This is a genomic window from Allobosea sp. FBZP-16 (genome assembly GCF_002831785.1).
GTDB classification, from domain to species: domain Bacteria; phylum Pseudomonadota; class Alphaproteobacteria; order Rhizobiales; family Beijerinckiaceae; genus Allobosea; species Allobosea lupini.
Genome location: NZ_LNCQ01000052.1, coordinates 84,398 through 97,185, shown reverse-complemented (window position 1 = coordinate 97,185; position 12,788 = coordinate 84,398). Strand labels below are relative to the sequence as shown.

General features: G+C 67.3%; 11 protein-coding genes. 2 read left to right on the top strand and 9 right to left on the bottom strand.

What is annotated here, in order from left to right:
* Positions 1 to 4: 4 nt before the first annotated feature.
* The 7 genes from CXY91_RS26195 to CXY91_RS26165 all read right to left on the bottom strand — a co-directional run bounded on the left by CXY91_RS26195 (position 5) and on the right by CXY91_RS26165 (position 9,424).
* Entirely contained in the window at positions 5 to 772 is a 768-nt protein-coding gene (locus CXY91_RS26195) for a hypothetical protein (protein ID WP_091834930.1), read from the bottom strand.
* Positions 769 to 2,022, bottom strand: a complete 1,254-nt coding sequence (locus CXY91_RS26190) for a glycosyltransferase family 4 protein (protein WP_100964698.1) — start codon at positions 2,020 to 2,022, stop codon at positions 769 to 771. Before CXY91_RS26190 ends, CXY91_RS26195 begins: the two co-directional genes overlap by 4 nt.
* Positions 2,019 to 2,852 (bottom strand): class I SAM-dependent methyltransferase, encoded by an 834-nt coding sequence (locus CXY91_RS26185; RefSeq protein ID WP_100964696.1) that lies wholly within the window; start codon positions 2,850 to 2,852, stop codon positions 2,019 to 2,021. The genes CXY91_RS26190 and CXY91_RS26185 overlap by 4 nt, the downstream gene beginning before the upstream one ends.
* A complete protein-coding gene (locus tag CXY91_RS26180; RefSeq protein ID WP_100964694.1) occupies positions 2,849 to 5,155 on the bottom strand; it encodes a glycosyltransferase in 2,307 nt (768 codons plus the stop codon). The genes CXY91_RS26185 and CXY91_RS26180 overlap by 4 nt, the downstream gene beginning before the upstream one ends.
* A gap of 69 nt (positions 5,156 to 5,224) precedes the next feature.
* The gene (locus CXY91_RS26175; protein ID WP_100964692.1) at positions 5,225 to 6,019 is read right to left on the bottom strand and encodes a calcium-binding protein; all 795 of its coding nucleotides are present in this window, start codon (positions 6,017 to 6,019) and stop codon (positions 5,225 to 5,227) included.
* Between the two features lie 313 nt (positions 6,020 to 6,332).
* Positions 6,333 to 7,688, bottom strand: coding sequence for an HlyD family type I secretion periplasmic adaptor subunit (locus CXY91_RS26170; protein WP_100964690.1), 1,356 nt, complete (start codon positions 7,686 to 7,688; stop codon positions 6,333 to 6,335).
* Positions 7,685 to 9,424, bottom strand: coding sequence for a type I secretion system permease/ATPase (locus CXY91_RS26165; RefSeq protein ID WP_091834909.1), 1,740 nt, complete (start codon positions 9,422 to 9,424; stop codon positions 7,685 to 7,687). Before CXY91_RS26165 ends, CXY91_RS26170 begins: the two co-directional genes overlap by 4 nt.
* Positions 9,425 to 9,883: 459 nt before the next feature.
* Here CXY91_RS26165 and CXY91_RS26160 point away from each other — a divergent pair, with 459 nt between their 5' ends.
* Both CXY91_RS26160 and CXY91_RS26155 read left to right on the top strand, forming a co-directional pair.
* Positions 9,884 to 10,369 carry a MarR family transcriptional regulator gene (locus CXY91_RS26160; protein WP_199777573.1) on the top strand — a complete coding sequence of 162 codons (486 nt, stop codon included), beginning with the start codon at positions 9,884 to 9,886 and terminating at the stop codon, positions 10,367 to 10,369.
* Positions 10,318 to 11,535, top strand: coding sequence for a glycosyltransferase (locus tag CXY91_RS26155; RefSeq protein WP_100964688.1), 1,218 nt, complete (start codon positions 10,318 to 10,320; stop codon positions 11,533 to 11,535). The genes CXY91_RS26160 and CXY91_RS26155 overlap by 52 nt, the downstream gene beginning before the upstream one ends.
* Positions 11,536 to 11,546: 11 nt before the next feature.
* Here CXY91_RS26155 and CXY91_RS26150 read toward each other — a convergent pair whose 3' ends face one another.
* Together CXY91_RS26150 and CXY91_RS26145 are read right to left on the bottom strand one after the other, a co-directional pair.
* A complete protein-coding gene (locus CXY91_RS26150; protein ID WP_100964686.1) occupies positions 11,547 to 12,029 on the bottom strand; it encodes an OsmC family protein in 483 nt (160 codons plus the stop codon).
* Positions 12,029 to 12,685 (bottom strand): GntR family transcriptional regulator, encoded by a 657-nt coding sequence (locus CXY91_RS26145; protein WP_100964684.1) that lies wholly within the window; start codon positions 12,683 to 12,685, stop codon positions 12,029 to 12,031. The genes CXY91_RS26150 and CXY91_RS26145 overlap by 1 nt, the downstream gene beginning before the upstream one ends.
* Positions 12,686 to 12,788 lie beyond the last annotated feature (103 nt).

The window sequence follows — 12,788 nt, the reverse complement described above, 5'->3', positions numbered from 1 at the left end:
CGCCTCACCTGCCCATCAGCATGACGGTGAGCGTGACGAAGGAGAGCAGCGCCGACAGGCCCGAGAGGAAGCCGAGCACGACGGTGACCTGCCGGAGCGGCGCCTTGGCCTCCTTGCGGATCGCGACCAGCCGGTCGTCGAAGGCCCGCAGCGTCTGGTCGAAGCGCATCTGGAAGACGTCGATCTCGCCGAGACGGGACGCGATCGCGCCATTGCCTTCGACCTCCTCGGATTGCCTCACCTCGGCCTCGCGCTGGCGATGCTGCGCCAGCTGCACGCCGAGCTCGCCGACCTTGTCGAGCAACTCCTTCTGGGTCAGCTGCGAGCGCCGCTGCAACGCGATCAGTGCCTCGACCCGGTCGAAGAAGCGGGCGAGCGGCACGGCGATCGCCGCCTCGGCCGCAAGCTCCGCCGCCGGCGGCAGGCGCAGTTCGAGCTGCGCGCCGGTGCTTGGCGAGATGCCGACGACGGTCAGCGCCTCGCGCGCCGCAGCGGTGCGGTCGTCGAGCTCCATGGCGAAGGCGTGCCTGCCATCGCCGATGCCGTTGCGGCGCAGGTCGATGCGGCCCTGGTCGGCCACCGCCTCCTGCACCTTGAGGCCGCCCCGCATCAGGCGCACGATCAGCCGTTCCTCCGGGCGCGCCTCGTCCCAGATCCAGCCATGCAGCCGGTTGCCGTCGAGCGCATCGACGCGCCCGTTGAGCTTTGCCGGGGTCTCGCTCGCGTCGCTCACGGTACCGTCCGGACTGTGCATCGTCGTCATGCTGGTCATGCCGCCTCCGCCAGTTTGAGTTGATCGAACAGGGCCAGATGCGCCTGCGCGCAGGCGTCCATGCCAGCCCCGGGCTCTATGCCGCCGACTAGGCGGTGCCAGAGCCCGTCCTCGCTCATGGCGCGGGCCATCACCCGCGCGAGCTGGCCGGGGTCGCCGGGGCGGACGTGCAGGCCGTCGACGCCGTCGCTCACCATCTCGGCCATGCCGCCGATATTGCTGGCGATCACGGGCCTGAGGTGCTGGAAGGCTTCCTGGATGACGAGGGGGGCGTTCTCGTACCAGAGCGACGGCATAACCACCCAGTCGACCTCGGCCATCAGCGTCGGCATCTCGTCGCGGCGATAAGGGCCGCAATGCACGACCTCGGCGCCAGCTTCGGCGAGCGCCTTGTCGACCGCTGTGGTGAAAGCCTCGCTCTGGAACGGCGCTCCGCCATGGATGCGCAGTTCGAACCCGTCAGCGCCCTCGTCGCGCAGAAGCTTCGCCGCCTGCAGCAGCGGCAGTGCACCCTTCCAGGGATTGAGGTTGCCGAAATAGCCGAAGCGGTTGCGAGGGCCGTGGGTATGCCGGTGCGGCACCGGCATCTGGACCGGCCGGGCATTGGCAATGACCTCGATCTTCTCGCCTGGCAAGCCCCAGTCGATATAGCGCTGGCGCAGGAAGCGGCTTGGGGAGACAAAGCGATCGACGGCGGACAGATGCGTCTTCAGGAAGCGCTCGCGCAGCAGGAAGCGGTCGGGGCCGATCTCAGGAAAGCAGCCATGACATTTTGCCGGCGAAGCACCGGTGCAGCGCTGCTTGTCGCCGGTGCGCACCATCAGCCCGTCGTGATGGCAGATCGAATAGTAGTCGTGCAGCGTCATCACGATCGAGGCCTGCGGCAGCAGACGCCGCGCCAGCGCCAGGAACTCGGCGCCGATCAGCACGAGATGATGGATGTGGATCACGTCCGGCCGGAACTCGGTCAGCAGCGAGCCGAGATCCTGCAAGGTGCCGTAGTGGTCGATCTGGCTGAGATGAAAGCGGTCGAAATGCCCGCTCCACAGCAAGAGGTCGCCATCCGCTCCGGTCGCCTGGAAGGCGGTGCCGGGATGCGGCTGGCGGTGGATCGCATTGGTTGCGCCGAGGAAGAGCACCTCGCAGCCCTCGCCACGATAGGCGCTCGCCAGGTCATGGGCGAAGATCTCGGTACCGCCCGGATGCAGATCCGGGTGGTTGTGGGCGACGACGAGGATGCGCCGGTTCATCGCTGGGCCCCCAGTTTAACCGCGACCAGCAGATCCTGGTAATGGGCCGCGCTGTGCCCGCGCCAATGGCCGGGGTCGAGCCGCTCGACCGCAAGCCCGGCCTGAGTGGCGTGCTCCAGCAGGAAGCCGGCGTCGATACCGGCGGCGGCCAGCGGTGCCTCCTCGATCGCGTACCAGCCGGGACCCTCGCCCCAGCGCCGGAACTTCAGGCGCTCCTGGCCGGTGCTCTGGCCGTCGAGGGCGAAGGCGGTGAGGAAGAGCCGTCCGCCCGGGGCGAGCAGGCGCGCCGCCTCGTGCAGGTAGACCACTAGCTCTTCCGGCGGCAGATGCGTCGCCACGGAGGTCATGGTGATGAAGTCGAAGCTCTGGTTGGCGAAGCCGAAGCGGACCTCGTTGCCCGGCAGCGAGCCCTGCGGGTTGTAGAGCGGATGGGCGATATCGAGGCGTTGGAAACGGAAGCGCGGATAGGCCGGAGAAATCGTCTGGGCGCACCAGAGGATGCCGTCCATCACGGGATCGACGCCGTCATAGCTGCCGCGCTCGGGGTCGAGATATTGGGTCAGCGGCACCGCCATCCGGCCAATGCCGCAGCCGATGTCGAAGACGCGCTCATGCGGCTGCAACCGGCCGATCCGGACGAAATGGCCGAGGAACTCGGCGCCGATGGCACGGTAGTCGCCATCGCCGACGAAGATCGAATCCGGCGGCGGATGCGGCAGGAACCGGTTCGTCTGGACATGGGCCATCAGCCAGGCGAGCTCGGGCGTCATCGGCCCGATCGCGGGCGCTGCTTCCGAGGTGGTCTGTCGCAGGGCAAGGGTCGCCGTCATGCCGCTGTCGCCCTTCTGAGGTTGGCGCGGGAGAGCAGGAATTCCGGATCGAGGCTCAAGGATGGCGCCCGTGGCGGCGCGGGGTGCTGCTGGGTCGCCGGCTTGTCGACCGCGGCCATCAGCGCCGCGATCTCGCTGTCCCAACGCCTGGTCTGGAGCCAGGAATTGTGCTGCGAGGCGACGCCACGCGTGTAGTCGAGGCTCTTCGAGATCGACTGGCGCTCGAGATGGTAGAGCGACACGCTCGGGACATAGACGATGCCGAGCCCGGCCCGCGCGATCTTGAGGCAGAGATCGCTGTCCTCGTAGTCGCCGATGACGTAAGCGTCGTCGAAGCCGCCGATCTCCATGAACAGCGCCCGCGGCATCACGATGCAGGCGCCGGTGACGCCCGGCACCGGCCGCTCGACATTGGCCGGCGCATAGCCGCTTGGCATGCCCTTGAAGTAATGATGGTTGAGCCAAGTGCCTTTACTGTCGCGCTTGAAGTAGAGCCCGGCATGCTGCAGCGAGCCGTCGTCATAGAGCAGCTTGGGGCCGACCGCGCCGGTGCGTCGATGCGGCTCGATGCGCTGCAACAACGCCGGCAGCCAGCCCTCGCTGTCGGGGATGACATCGGAATTGACCATGGCGAGCGCCTGGCCGCGAGAGGCGGCCGCGCCGGCATTGCAGGCGGCCGAGAAGCCGCCATTGCGGCCCATCACCACGAGCTGCATCGGCAACCCGTAGGCGAGGAAGAGACCGCCGAGGAGATGGGCGACCTCGCCCTCGTGCTCGGGTGAATCGAGCACGTAGATCAGCTCGGCCTTCTCGGCGAACCAGCGATCGGCGGCGAAAGCCGAGACCTGGATGCGCAGGAAATCGTAGACGCGATAGAGCGGGATCACCACCGAGACCGCGGGATGCGCGGGGCCCTTGCCGAAGCTCCTGATGCGGGGCTCCGGCAGGGTCTGGCGCAAAGCCGCCTGGCAGTCTGCGAGGACCGGCGCGATCGTCCGCTCCAGCATCTGCGCGGTCAGGTGCTGGGGCGGGATCGCGGCCAGCGCCCGGGCCCGGATGGCGAGAGCGTCCGCGGGCTGCGCATTGGGGCGCAGCGACAGCACGGTGCCGGATTTCAGCTTGAGCTCGACCCGTGGCTGCAGCACCGGCGCACCGCCGGCATAGCCGGGGATCAGGGCAGCAAAGCCGGTGGCGCGCTTGACGTCGCCATTGGCGCCGGCGGGCAGCAGCGCAGGGAAGTTCTCCAGCCGCTCGAGCACCGGCGTCGGCTCGCCCTCGGAGCGATGCAGCAGCATCTCGTCGAGCAGCCCCTCGGCATCGCGGTACCAGCCGCCGAGCAGCAGCCCGGCCGGTGTGGTGACGGCGAGATCGAGCTCTGCCGAGGGCAGGTCGTCATTGCGGCGCACGGTCTGGGCGGCGAGCGGCAGCCGCCTCTGCATCTCGATCGCCAGCAGGCGGCCCTGCTCTGACAGGCCGGAGAGCTGCTCGACCAGCCAGCTGCGCAATCCGTCGCGCTGGCTGGCCTTGCCGGCCCACCAGCGTCCGAGCGAAGGGATGTCCTGGCGGGCAGCGACCGTCCTGACGATCAGGCCGGATTCGGCCTGCAGGATCAGCAGCCCGCCGGCCTGTGGCGGGAATTCGTCGATGATCAGGTGCAGCGGCCGGTTGCCGGCGCGATCGGCACGGCCGAGCCGCGGTTTTCCGGGCTGGCGGGAAAGGCCGCCGGCATCGAGCCGATAGGCGGTGCGGACACCTGGGAGCCGGCCGGGAACCGTCGTTTCCAGCAGGACCTTGCCTTCGGTGAGCCGGGCGACCGGAGACGCCGCCGTGGGCTTGCGGGCGAGAACCAGCAGGAACTGGCGCACGAAGCCGAGATAGCCGGCAGCCTGGCTCAGCCCAAACAGCGTCGGCCAATGGCCGACCAGCGCGTTGGCGAGCATGCGGCGTGCATCGGGCGTGGCGTCGCGGACGAGATCCTCCGCATCGGCCATGCCATGGACCAGATCGGGATCGAAACGCGCGGTGGTGTCGCCACCCGGATGATCGTCGGACAGCGCCGCGACGACCTCTCCGGGCCCGCCATGGCGGAAGACGACGACGACGCGCAGGCGCCCGTCGCCGAGCGGCAGGACGACCGAGGCCGAGCCGAGGCGCTTTTCCCCTGCCGCCAGCGCGATGCGTGGCCGCGACAGCACGGGAGCGTCGATGGTCCAGCTCAGCAGGAAGACCGTGCCGCTCAGCCGGGAGAGATGCAGCTGTGGGCTCAGGCCGTCCGTGGCCGGCGCGGGCGCAAGAGAGAGCATGGGGAACCTGTTCCGAAAGGGCAGGGGGAGGCGCCGGCCGGGCCTGGGCCCGGCCGGCGCCAGCTGTCGTCAGGCGACCGAGAAGTAGGAGTTCGGGTCGGCCTGGATGTCTTCGGCGGTGACGCCGACGATGGTCACGGTGTCGCCATTGCCGAGATCGACGACGGCGTTGCCGCCGACGGTGGTGGCGCGCGCCGCCACGTCCTCGGCCGAGCCGATGTCGGTGCCGTTGATGCCGCTGGAGATCTGCAGCAGGTCTTGGCCGGCATCGAAGTCGAGCACGACGTCGTTGCCGCCGCCGCCATTGAAGATGAAGATGTCGTCGCCGGCGCCGCCGGAGAGGATGTCGTCACCCGCGCCGGCGAAGAGCAGATCGTCGCCCGCGCCGCCCTGAAGGACGTCGTTGCCGGCGCCGCCTTCGAGCACGTCGCTGCCGATGCCGCCCTGCAGCACGTCATTGCCGGTGCCGCCGAGCAGGATGTCGTCGCCCGGCCCGCCCTGGAGCAGGTCGTCGCCGTCGCCGCCGCGCAGCACGTCGTCACCGTTGTTGCCGCGCAGGATGTCGTCGCCTGTGCCGCCGTCGAGGACGTCGTCGCCCTCGCCGCCGAACAGGCTGTCATTGCCTTCGCCGCCGGAGAGGACATCGTCATCCAGGCCGCCGAAGAGGGCGTCGTTGCCCTCGCCGCCGGACAGGAAGTCGTTGCCGGCATCGCCGTAAAGCAGGTCGTCACCCTCTTCGCCGAAGAGGGAATCCACCTGGTTGCCGCCATGGACGATGTCGTCCCCGGCGCCGGCGAGGATCACGTCACTGAAGCGTGTCCCAATCAAGAAATCGTCGAATGCACTGCCTTCGATCGTGGCCATTCGTCACCTCCTCGGTGATCAGAGAGCACCACCAGATATGCGGAGAACGTCCGCCGCTCGTTCTGGGTCACGGTGCGATTTCGATAGCGATCCGGAGGCTCGCCATCGTGCGACGCTCATGAGAGTAGCCTAGAAGAGCTTGATATCAAGCAATATATTATGACTATTTTGCGGTGCAGCAAAGTTTAAATCATTTTATATATTGTTCAGCCGAGCATTATACTGAGAGTTTGATACGGATTTCGAAGTATATTGTTTTGATTTGGAATCGGCCGGGGATGCGATCCGACTTCGGCGACCGCATCGACCGGGCTCAATCCTCCCTGAAGGCGCGATTGAAGCTGTCCCGGATGGGCGAAAGCAGGTAATCGGCCGCAAAACGGCGGCCGTTGACGATCAGCACCTCGGCCGCCATGCCGGCATGCAGCGTCACCTTGTTCTCCTTCAGGCTCTGCGGCGTGATCTCGGCGCGGACGATGAAGAAGGCATTTCCGGTCTTGTCGTCGACCAGCTGGTCGGCAGCGACATAGCTGACCTTCGCCAGAAGCGGGGGCATGATTCGGGCGTTGAAGGCGGTGAGCCGCACTTGCGTGTCGGCGCCGACCCGGACCGAATCGATGTCGCGCGGATCGACCTTGGCCTCGACGACGAGCGGCTCCTGTTCGGGCACGATGTCGAGGATGGCCTCGCCCGCGGCGACGACGCTGCCGGCCGTGCGCATGCGGATATTGGCGACGATGCCTTCCTGTGGCGCAGTCACCACCAGCCGGCGCAGCACGTCCCGCGCCTGGACGATGCGCTCGACCACCTCCGAGAGCTGGAGCTGGCTGTCCTGCAGGTCCTTGGCGATCTCGCTCTGGCGATCGAGGCTGATCGCCTTGATCTCGAGTTCGGCGCCGGCGACGGCCTGCTCGGCCTTGGCCTTGCGTGCCTTCATCTCGCCGGCGCGGCCGGTGAGCTCGCTCTGGCGGGTCTGCAGCTCAACGAGCTGGGAGCGCTTGGCGTAGCGCTTCTCATAGAGCTCGGCGATCGTCTTCACCTCATCGTCGATCAGCGTGCGCTGGTTGCGCACCGCGTCGATCTGCGCCTGCAACGCCTCGGATTCGGCCTGATGCTGCTCGATCACGCGCTGCTGGATGCGGGTCTTGCCGTCATAGACCTGGGCGCGGGCGCGGAAGAGCGCTCGCTCGGCATTGATCACCTCGCGTGCGATCGGCGTCCGCGCATTCTCGATGTCATCCGGGAAGTCGATCTGCGTCGCATCGCTCTGCTCGGCACGCAGACGGGCGAGCCTGGCGTCGAGGCCGACGCGTTTGCCTTCGAGCTGCTGCAGCTCGGCGCGTGCGCGGGCGTCCTCCAGCCTGAGCAGCGGCTCATTCTGCGAGACGCGCTCGCCTTCGGCCTTGAGCAGGGTCTTGAGGATGCCGCCTTCGAGATGGCTCACGGTCTTGCGGCGGCTGTCGACGATCACCGTGCCTTGCGCGACGGCGGCGTTGTCGAGCCGCGCCGTCACGGCCCAGGCGCCGAAGCCGCCGAAGCCGATCGCCACCGCGGCGACGCCGGCGAGGACGAGATTGCGCAGCGACGGCATGCGCTCCTCGGGCTCCGCCTCAATCGTCACCGGCAGGAGCGCGCGGTCCGGCCGGCGCAACATCGGCAGCTCGCTCATGCGCTTACCTCGCGGGCGGGGACTGGTTTCGACGGTTCGAGCTCGACGACGCCGGCCGGCGTGATCATGCCGGAGATCGCCGAGCGCGGGCCGAACTGGGCGACGCGGCCCTCGCGCAGCACCAGGATCTTGTCGACGATCTGCATCACCGAGGGGCGATGCGCGATCAGGATCACGATCGCGCCGCTCTCGCGCGCGGCGTTGATCGCCCGGATCAGGCTCTGCTCGCCCTCGGTGTCGAGATTGGCATTGGGCTCGTCGAGCACGACGAGACGCGGCATGCCGTAGAGTGCCCGCGCCAGGCCGATGCGCTGGCGCTGGCCGCCGGACAATTTGAAATCGCTGTCGGCGACATTGGTGTCGTAGCCGAGCGGCAGGCGGCCGATCAGCTCGTGCACGCCGGCGATACGCGCCGCTTCCAGGATGGCGTGAGGATCGGGCTTGCGCATGCGGGCGATGTTCTCGGCGATGGTGCCGTCGAGCAGCGAGACCGATTGCGGGAGATAGCCGACCATGTCGCCGAAGGAGCCGCGCTCCCATAGATAGGTGTTGTGGCCGTCGAGATAGACGCCGCCGACATTCGGCTTGAGCACGCCGACGATCAGTCGCGCCAGCGTCGATTTGCCGGCTCCCGATGGCCCGACCAGGCCGAGCACCTCGCCCGGCTCGAGCGTGAAGGAGACGCCCTTGATCACCGTCTGCTCGCCGCCCTTCGGCGCGTAGACCAGCCGGTCGATGACGAGGTCGCCCTGCGTCGCCGGCGTCGGCACGCTCTGACGCTGCGAGCTCTGCGATTGCAGGAGCTCGCGGACGCGCTTCCAGGCCGCGGCGGCGAGCACCCATTGCCGCCAGTCGGTGATCATCGAGTCGAACGGCGCCAGCAGGCGCCCGAGCAGGATGCTCGCCGCCATCAGCGTGCCGGCCGAGACCTCGTGCCGGATGATCAGCACCGCGCCCGTCGCATAGATCGAAAGCTGCATGGTCATGCGGCTGGCGCGGGTGATGGCGGCGATGAACTTGCCGCGGCGCGTGCCGAGATCGAGATGCTCGAGCATGGCGATCTGCTTGGCCCGCCAGCGGCTGGAGAGGGCCGGCAGCATGCCCATAGCCTCGATCGTCTCGGCATGGCGCAAGGTGGCGCTGATCTCGTTGATCGAAGCGACGCCTTCTTCGTTCGCCTCCTTCAGCGCCCGCCGCGTCAGCATGTCGGAGACGACGCCCAGCAGCAGCAGGATCAGCAGGGAGGCCAGGCCGACCAGGCCGTAGATCCAGTGGAAGGCGAACAGCACGGCCAGGAAGATCGGCGACCACATCGCCTCCAGCGGTGTCGCGATCGCCGAGCTGGCGATGAAATAGCGGAGTTCGTTGAGGTCACGGATCGCCTGCGTCGCCTGGCCTGAGCCCTTCTCCAGCGAGGTCGAGACGGCGGCCTGCAGCGCCGGCAGGTTGAGCCGGCGGGCGAGGATGCTCGCCATCGCCTGGAAGGTCAGCGAGCGGATGAATTCGATCGTGCCGTAGAGCGCCAGCGCCCCGACCGCGATCACCAGCAGCATGGTCAGCGTGTCATAGCTGCGGCTGACGATGACGCGGTCCTGAACCTGCAGCATGAACATCGGCACGGTCAGCAGCAGGATGTTGACGCAGAAGCTGAGGAAGGCGGCATAGGCCAGCCCTCCGGCAAAGCCGCGCTGCAGGCCGCGAATCAGGACGTCGGCAGGCTGGGTCGCAACCTTCATGCAGGTCTCCGAACGGTGGCTGGCCATCAGATGGCGCCGCTGACGCCTATGACGATACGGCAGTCTCTGAGTGTTATTAAAGCCTGACACATAAGCCGTGTCTATAATATGACAGATGAAGCCTTAGGAAATAACGACAATTACCGAGAATATGGCAGAAGCGTGCTACATTTCAAAATTTGAAACACTTCATGACTATGTTGATTTCGATAAAATCTTAACATCCATGGGTTCAGGGTGGCATGTGCTTTGCGTATAGGCTATTCGTCAGCCGAAGGGGCCCGGAGGGCTGACTGCTCATTTCGAGATCAGGCGGAGTAGGGAATGCATCTAAAACCCCATGACGGCGCTCGATTCTTAGGCAATGGTTTCAATGGAGATCCGCCCGACGGCATCCGTCGCCTGGAAGCCGAATCAGGCCCTGCGAGGGTGCCGGTCTCGCAGCTCGACCTCGCTCGCATGGTCGAACGGGTCAGCCGGCGCTTTCTCGACTATCTCAGGCTCGAGCTGACCAAGCTCGGGGTCGACGACATCTCGCCTTCGCAGGTGATGGTGCTGTTCACCATCGGCTCCGGCGAGATCGCGGTGCGCGATCTGCTCGACCGCGGCCACTATGTCGGCTCGAACGCCTCCTACAACCTCAAGCAACTGGTCGAGAGCGGCTATCTGGACCGCGGGGCGTCCCCGCGCGACCGCCGTCTCGCTCGCATCTCGCTCTCGCCGAAGGGTCAGCTTCTGGTCGAGCGCCTGAAGCTGCTCGACGAGACCAGTCAATTCAGCCAGGGACTCGACAACGATCTCGTCGCCGATCTTCAGGCTACCCACGACACGCTGCGCCGCCTCGAGCAGTGGTGGAGCGACGCTTTGCGCTATGGCGGGATCCTGCTGGCTTCATGCACGTCCTATTCGTTCATCGTTCAGGATCTGGTCAGTTCGCTCACCTGATCCGGCGCCTCGTCGCCGAGGGCGGCGAGGTCACGCTGGTGACGGAGAAGCCTGAGCCGGATCGCCCGGGTGTGAGGCAGATCGCCTATTCGGTAGGCGAGCCGGCGACTGCGCATGCGACGTTGGCCGCCACCGACTATCATGTGCGCACTGGCGAGGCGGTTGCCGCCGCATTGAGCAGATTGCACCGGCAAGACCGGCCGGATGCGATCCTCGGCCATGTCGGCTGGGGCGGCATGCTCTTCGCCAAGGACGCGATGCCGGGCGTGCCGCTGATCGGCTATTGCGAGTATTTCTACAACGCGACCGGCTCCGACCTCGACTTCGACTCAGGCATCCCCGTACCGGAAGCCGAGCGGCGGCGCATCCGCATGCGCAATGCTGCCCAGCTGGTGACGCTGCAGGCGCTCGACTTCGCCTATGCACCGACGCGCTGGCAGCAGCTGCAATATCCCCGGGCCCTGCAGCAGCGCATCGCCGTCTGCCATGACGGCATCGACATCCAGTTCTGCCGGCCCGACGCGCAGGCGGCATTCACGCTGCCCGACGGCCGCGTGCTCCGCCCCGGCGATCGCGTCGTCACCTTCGCCGCCCGCGATCTCGATCCCTATCGCGGTTATCCGCAATTCATGCGGGCGGCGGCCAGGATCGCGCAGGATCGGCCAAACGTGCTCTTCGTTGCGGTCGGCGGCGACGGGCCTGGCTATGGCCGCCCACGTCCGGACGGGCGGCCCTGGCGCGAGGTCATGCTGGAGGAGACCGGCCTCGGCGATCGCATCGTCCATATCCCGTGGCTTGCCCATGCCGATCTCGTCAGGCTGTTCCAGGTCTCGGCCGCCCATGTCTATCTGAGCGTCCCCTTCGTCCTGTCATGGTCGATGCTGGAGGCGATGGCTTGCGGTGCGCTGGTCGTCGGCTCGGCGACGCCGCCGGTGCAGGAGGTGATCCGCCACGGCACCAACGGCCTGCTCGCCCCCTTCTTCGACGAGACGAGGCTGGCAAGGACGGTGGTCGCCGCGCTCGACAGGCAAGACGAGCTGGCGCCGCTGCGCGCCGCCGCACGCCGGACCGTCATCGCGCGCTATGAGCGCGAGGCGTGCGTCGACCGGCAGCTCGGCTTCATCGGCCGGCTCGTCGCCGAAGACGATCTGCTCGCGGCGCAATAGGGGCGCATGCCTCAGGCTGCGCTCTGATAGGCCCAGCTGCCCTGCGTCTCCAGCGCCGAGCGCACCGAATTGGCCAGGAAACAGTTGGCGTGGGCGTCTTGATGCAGCGCTTCGACGGCGGCTTCGTCCGGCGCCTTCGGCCCGCTGAAGACGACATGCGGCCTGAGCGTCACCGTCGCGACCCACTCCTTGCCGTCGGCATTCTTTTCCATCACGCCTTCGGCGGCATCGGCATATCGGTCGACCCGGTAGCCGCTGATGGCCGCGAGGTTGAGGAACCAGAGCATGTGGCAGCTCGACAGCGCCGCGACATAAGCCTCCTCCGGATCGACATTGGCCGGATTGGAGAACGGCACGCGCACCACATGCGGCGAGCTCGAGGCCGGCACCTCCAGCCCGCCATCGAAGCGCCAGAGATGGGCGCGGCTATAGCGGTTATCGAGGAAGGCTTCCTCGCCGCGCTGCCAGGTGATCGTCGCACCATGCGTCGCCATCAGTTTTCTCCGTCTCCCGAGCAGGCCGCGAGCACCACAGCCCGCGTCGCCTGCAGATGCTGTTCGAGGATCGCCTTGGCCGCAGCTGCTTCGCCCGCCGCGACGGCGGCGATCAACTGTCGGTGCTCGTCGGCCCAGCCCTGCTTGCGCGTCCCGGGGCCGAGTGCCTGGACGCTGAAGCGGTCGATCGGGGCGCGCAACTGCCGGAAGAGCGCAAGGCTGCGCGGCCGTTCCGCCGGCCCGTAAAGCGCCTCGTGGAAGGCGATGTCGCCGGAAATCCAGCCGAGCCGGTCCTCGGCGTCCTCCAGCCTGTCCTGCAGCCGCGTCAGCTCACGCAGCGAGCGCTGGTCGTGCCCTCCGAGCGCTCGCGCCAGGAGGTCGCCTTCGACCAGCAGCCGGAGGTCGAACAGTTCGGCGATCTCCACGGCCTGCGGCCGGCTCACGCGGGCGCCGCGGTAATGCGCGATCTCGAGCAGCCCCTCGCTCTGCAACTGCGCCAGCGCCTCGCGCACCGGGATGCGGCTGACGCCGTATTCGGCGGCGATCTGCTCCTGCCGCACCAGTTCGCCCGGACGCCAGCGCCCGGCATCGATCGCCTCGCGCAGGCGCTGGGCGAGGACGGACGCTGTCGTGACCGCGGGGAGCGATGAGATCATAGGATAATTGTATCCAAAAACCGGCTGCCCGCAATGCCCCCTGAAGCTTCGTTTTTGACGGCCATTGCGACCTGATCACGGCTGAACGCCGCGATCGGCCGCC

Bases quoted from the DNA above. Each gene is read 5' to 3' on its own strand.
- CXY91_RS26145 (WP_100964684.1), bottom strand. From the start codon at position 12,685: ATGATCTCATCGCTCCCCGCGGTCACGACAGCGTCCGTCCTCGCCCAG.
- CXY91_RS26170 (WP_100964690.1), bottom strand. From the start codon at position 7,688: ATGAGCGAGCTGCCGATGTTGCGCCGGCCGGACCGCGCGCTCCTGCCG.
- CXY91_RS26150 (WP_100964686.1), bottom strand. From the start codon at position 12,029: ATGGCGACGCATGGTGCGACGATCACCTGGCAGCGCGGCGAGGAAGCC.
- CXY91_RS26195 (WP_091834930.1), bottom strand. From the start codon at position 772: ATGACCAGCATGACGACGATGCACAGTCCGGACGGTACCGTGAGCGAC.
- CXY91_RS26175 (WP_100964692.1), bottom strand. From the start codon at position 6,019: ATGGCCACGATCGAAGGCAGTGCATTCGACGATTTCTTGATTGGGACA.
- CXY91_RS26155 (WP_100964688.1), top strand. From the start codon at position 10,318: ATGCACGTCCTATTCGTTCATCGTTCAGGATCTGGTCAGTTCGCTCAC.
- CXY91_RS26180 (WP_100964694.1), bottom strand. From the start codon at position 5,155: ATGCTCTCTCTTGCGCCCGCGCCGGCCACGGACGGCCTGAGCCCACAG.
- CXY91_RS26190 (WP_100964698.1), bottom strand. From the start codon at position 2,022: ATGAACCGGCGCATCCTCGTCGTCGCCCACAACCACCCGGATCTGCAT.
- CXY91_RS26165 (WP_091834909.1), bottom strand. From the start codon at position 9,424: ATGAAGGTTGCGACCCAGCCTGCCGACGTCCTGATTCGCGGCCTGCAG.
- CXY91_RS26185 (WP_100964696.1), bottom strand. From the start codon at position 2,852: ATGACGGCGACCCTTGCCCTGCGACAGACCACCTCGGAAGCAGCGCCC.
- CXY91_RS26160 (WP_199777573.1), top strand. From the start codon at position 9,884: ATGGTCGAACGGGTCAGCCGGCGCTTTCTCGACTATCTCAGGCTCGAG.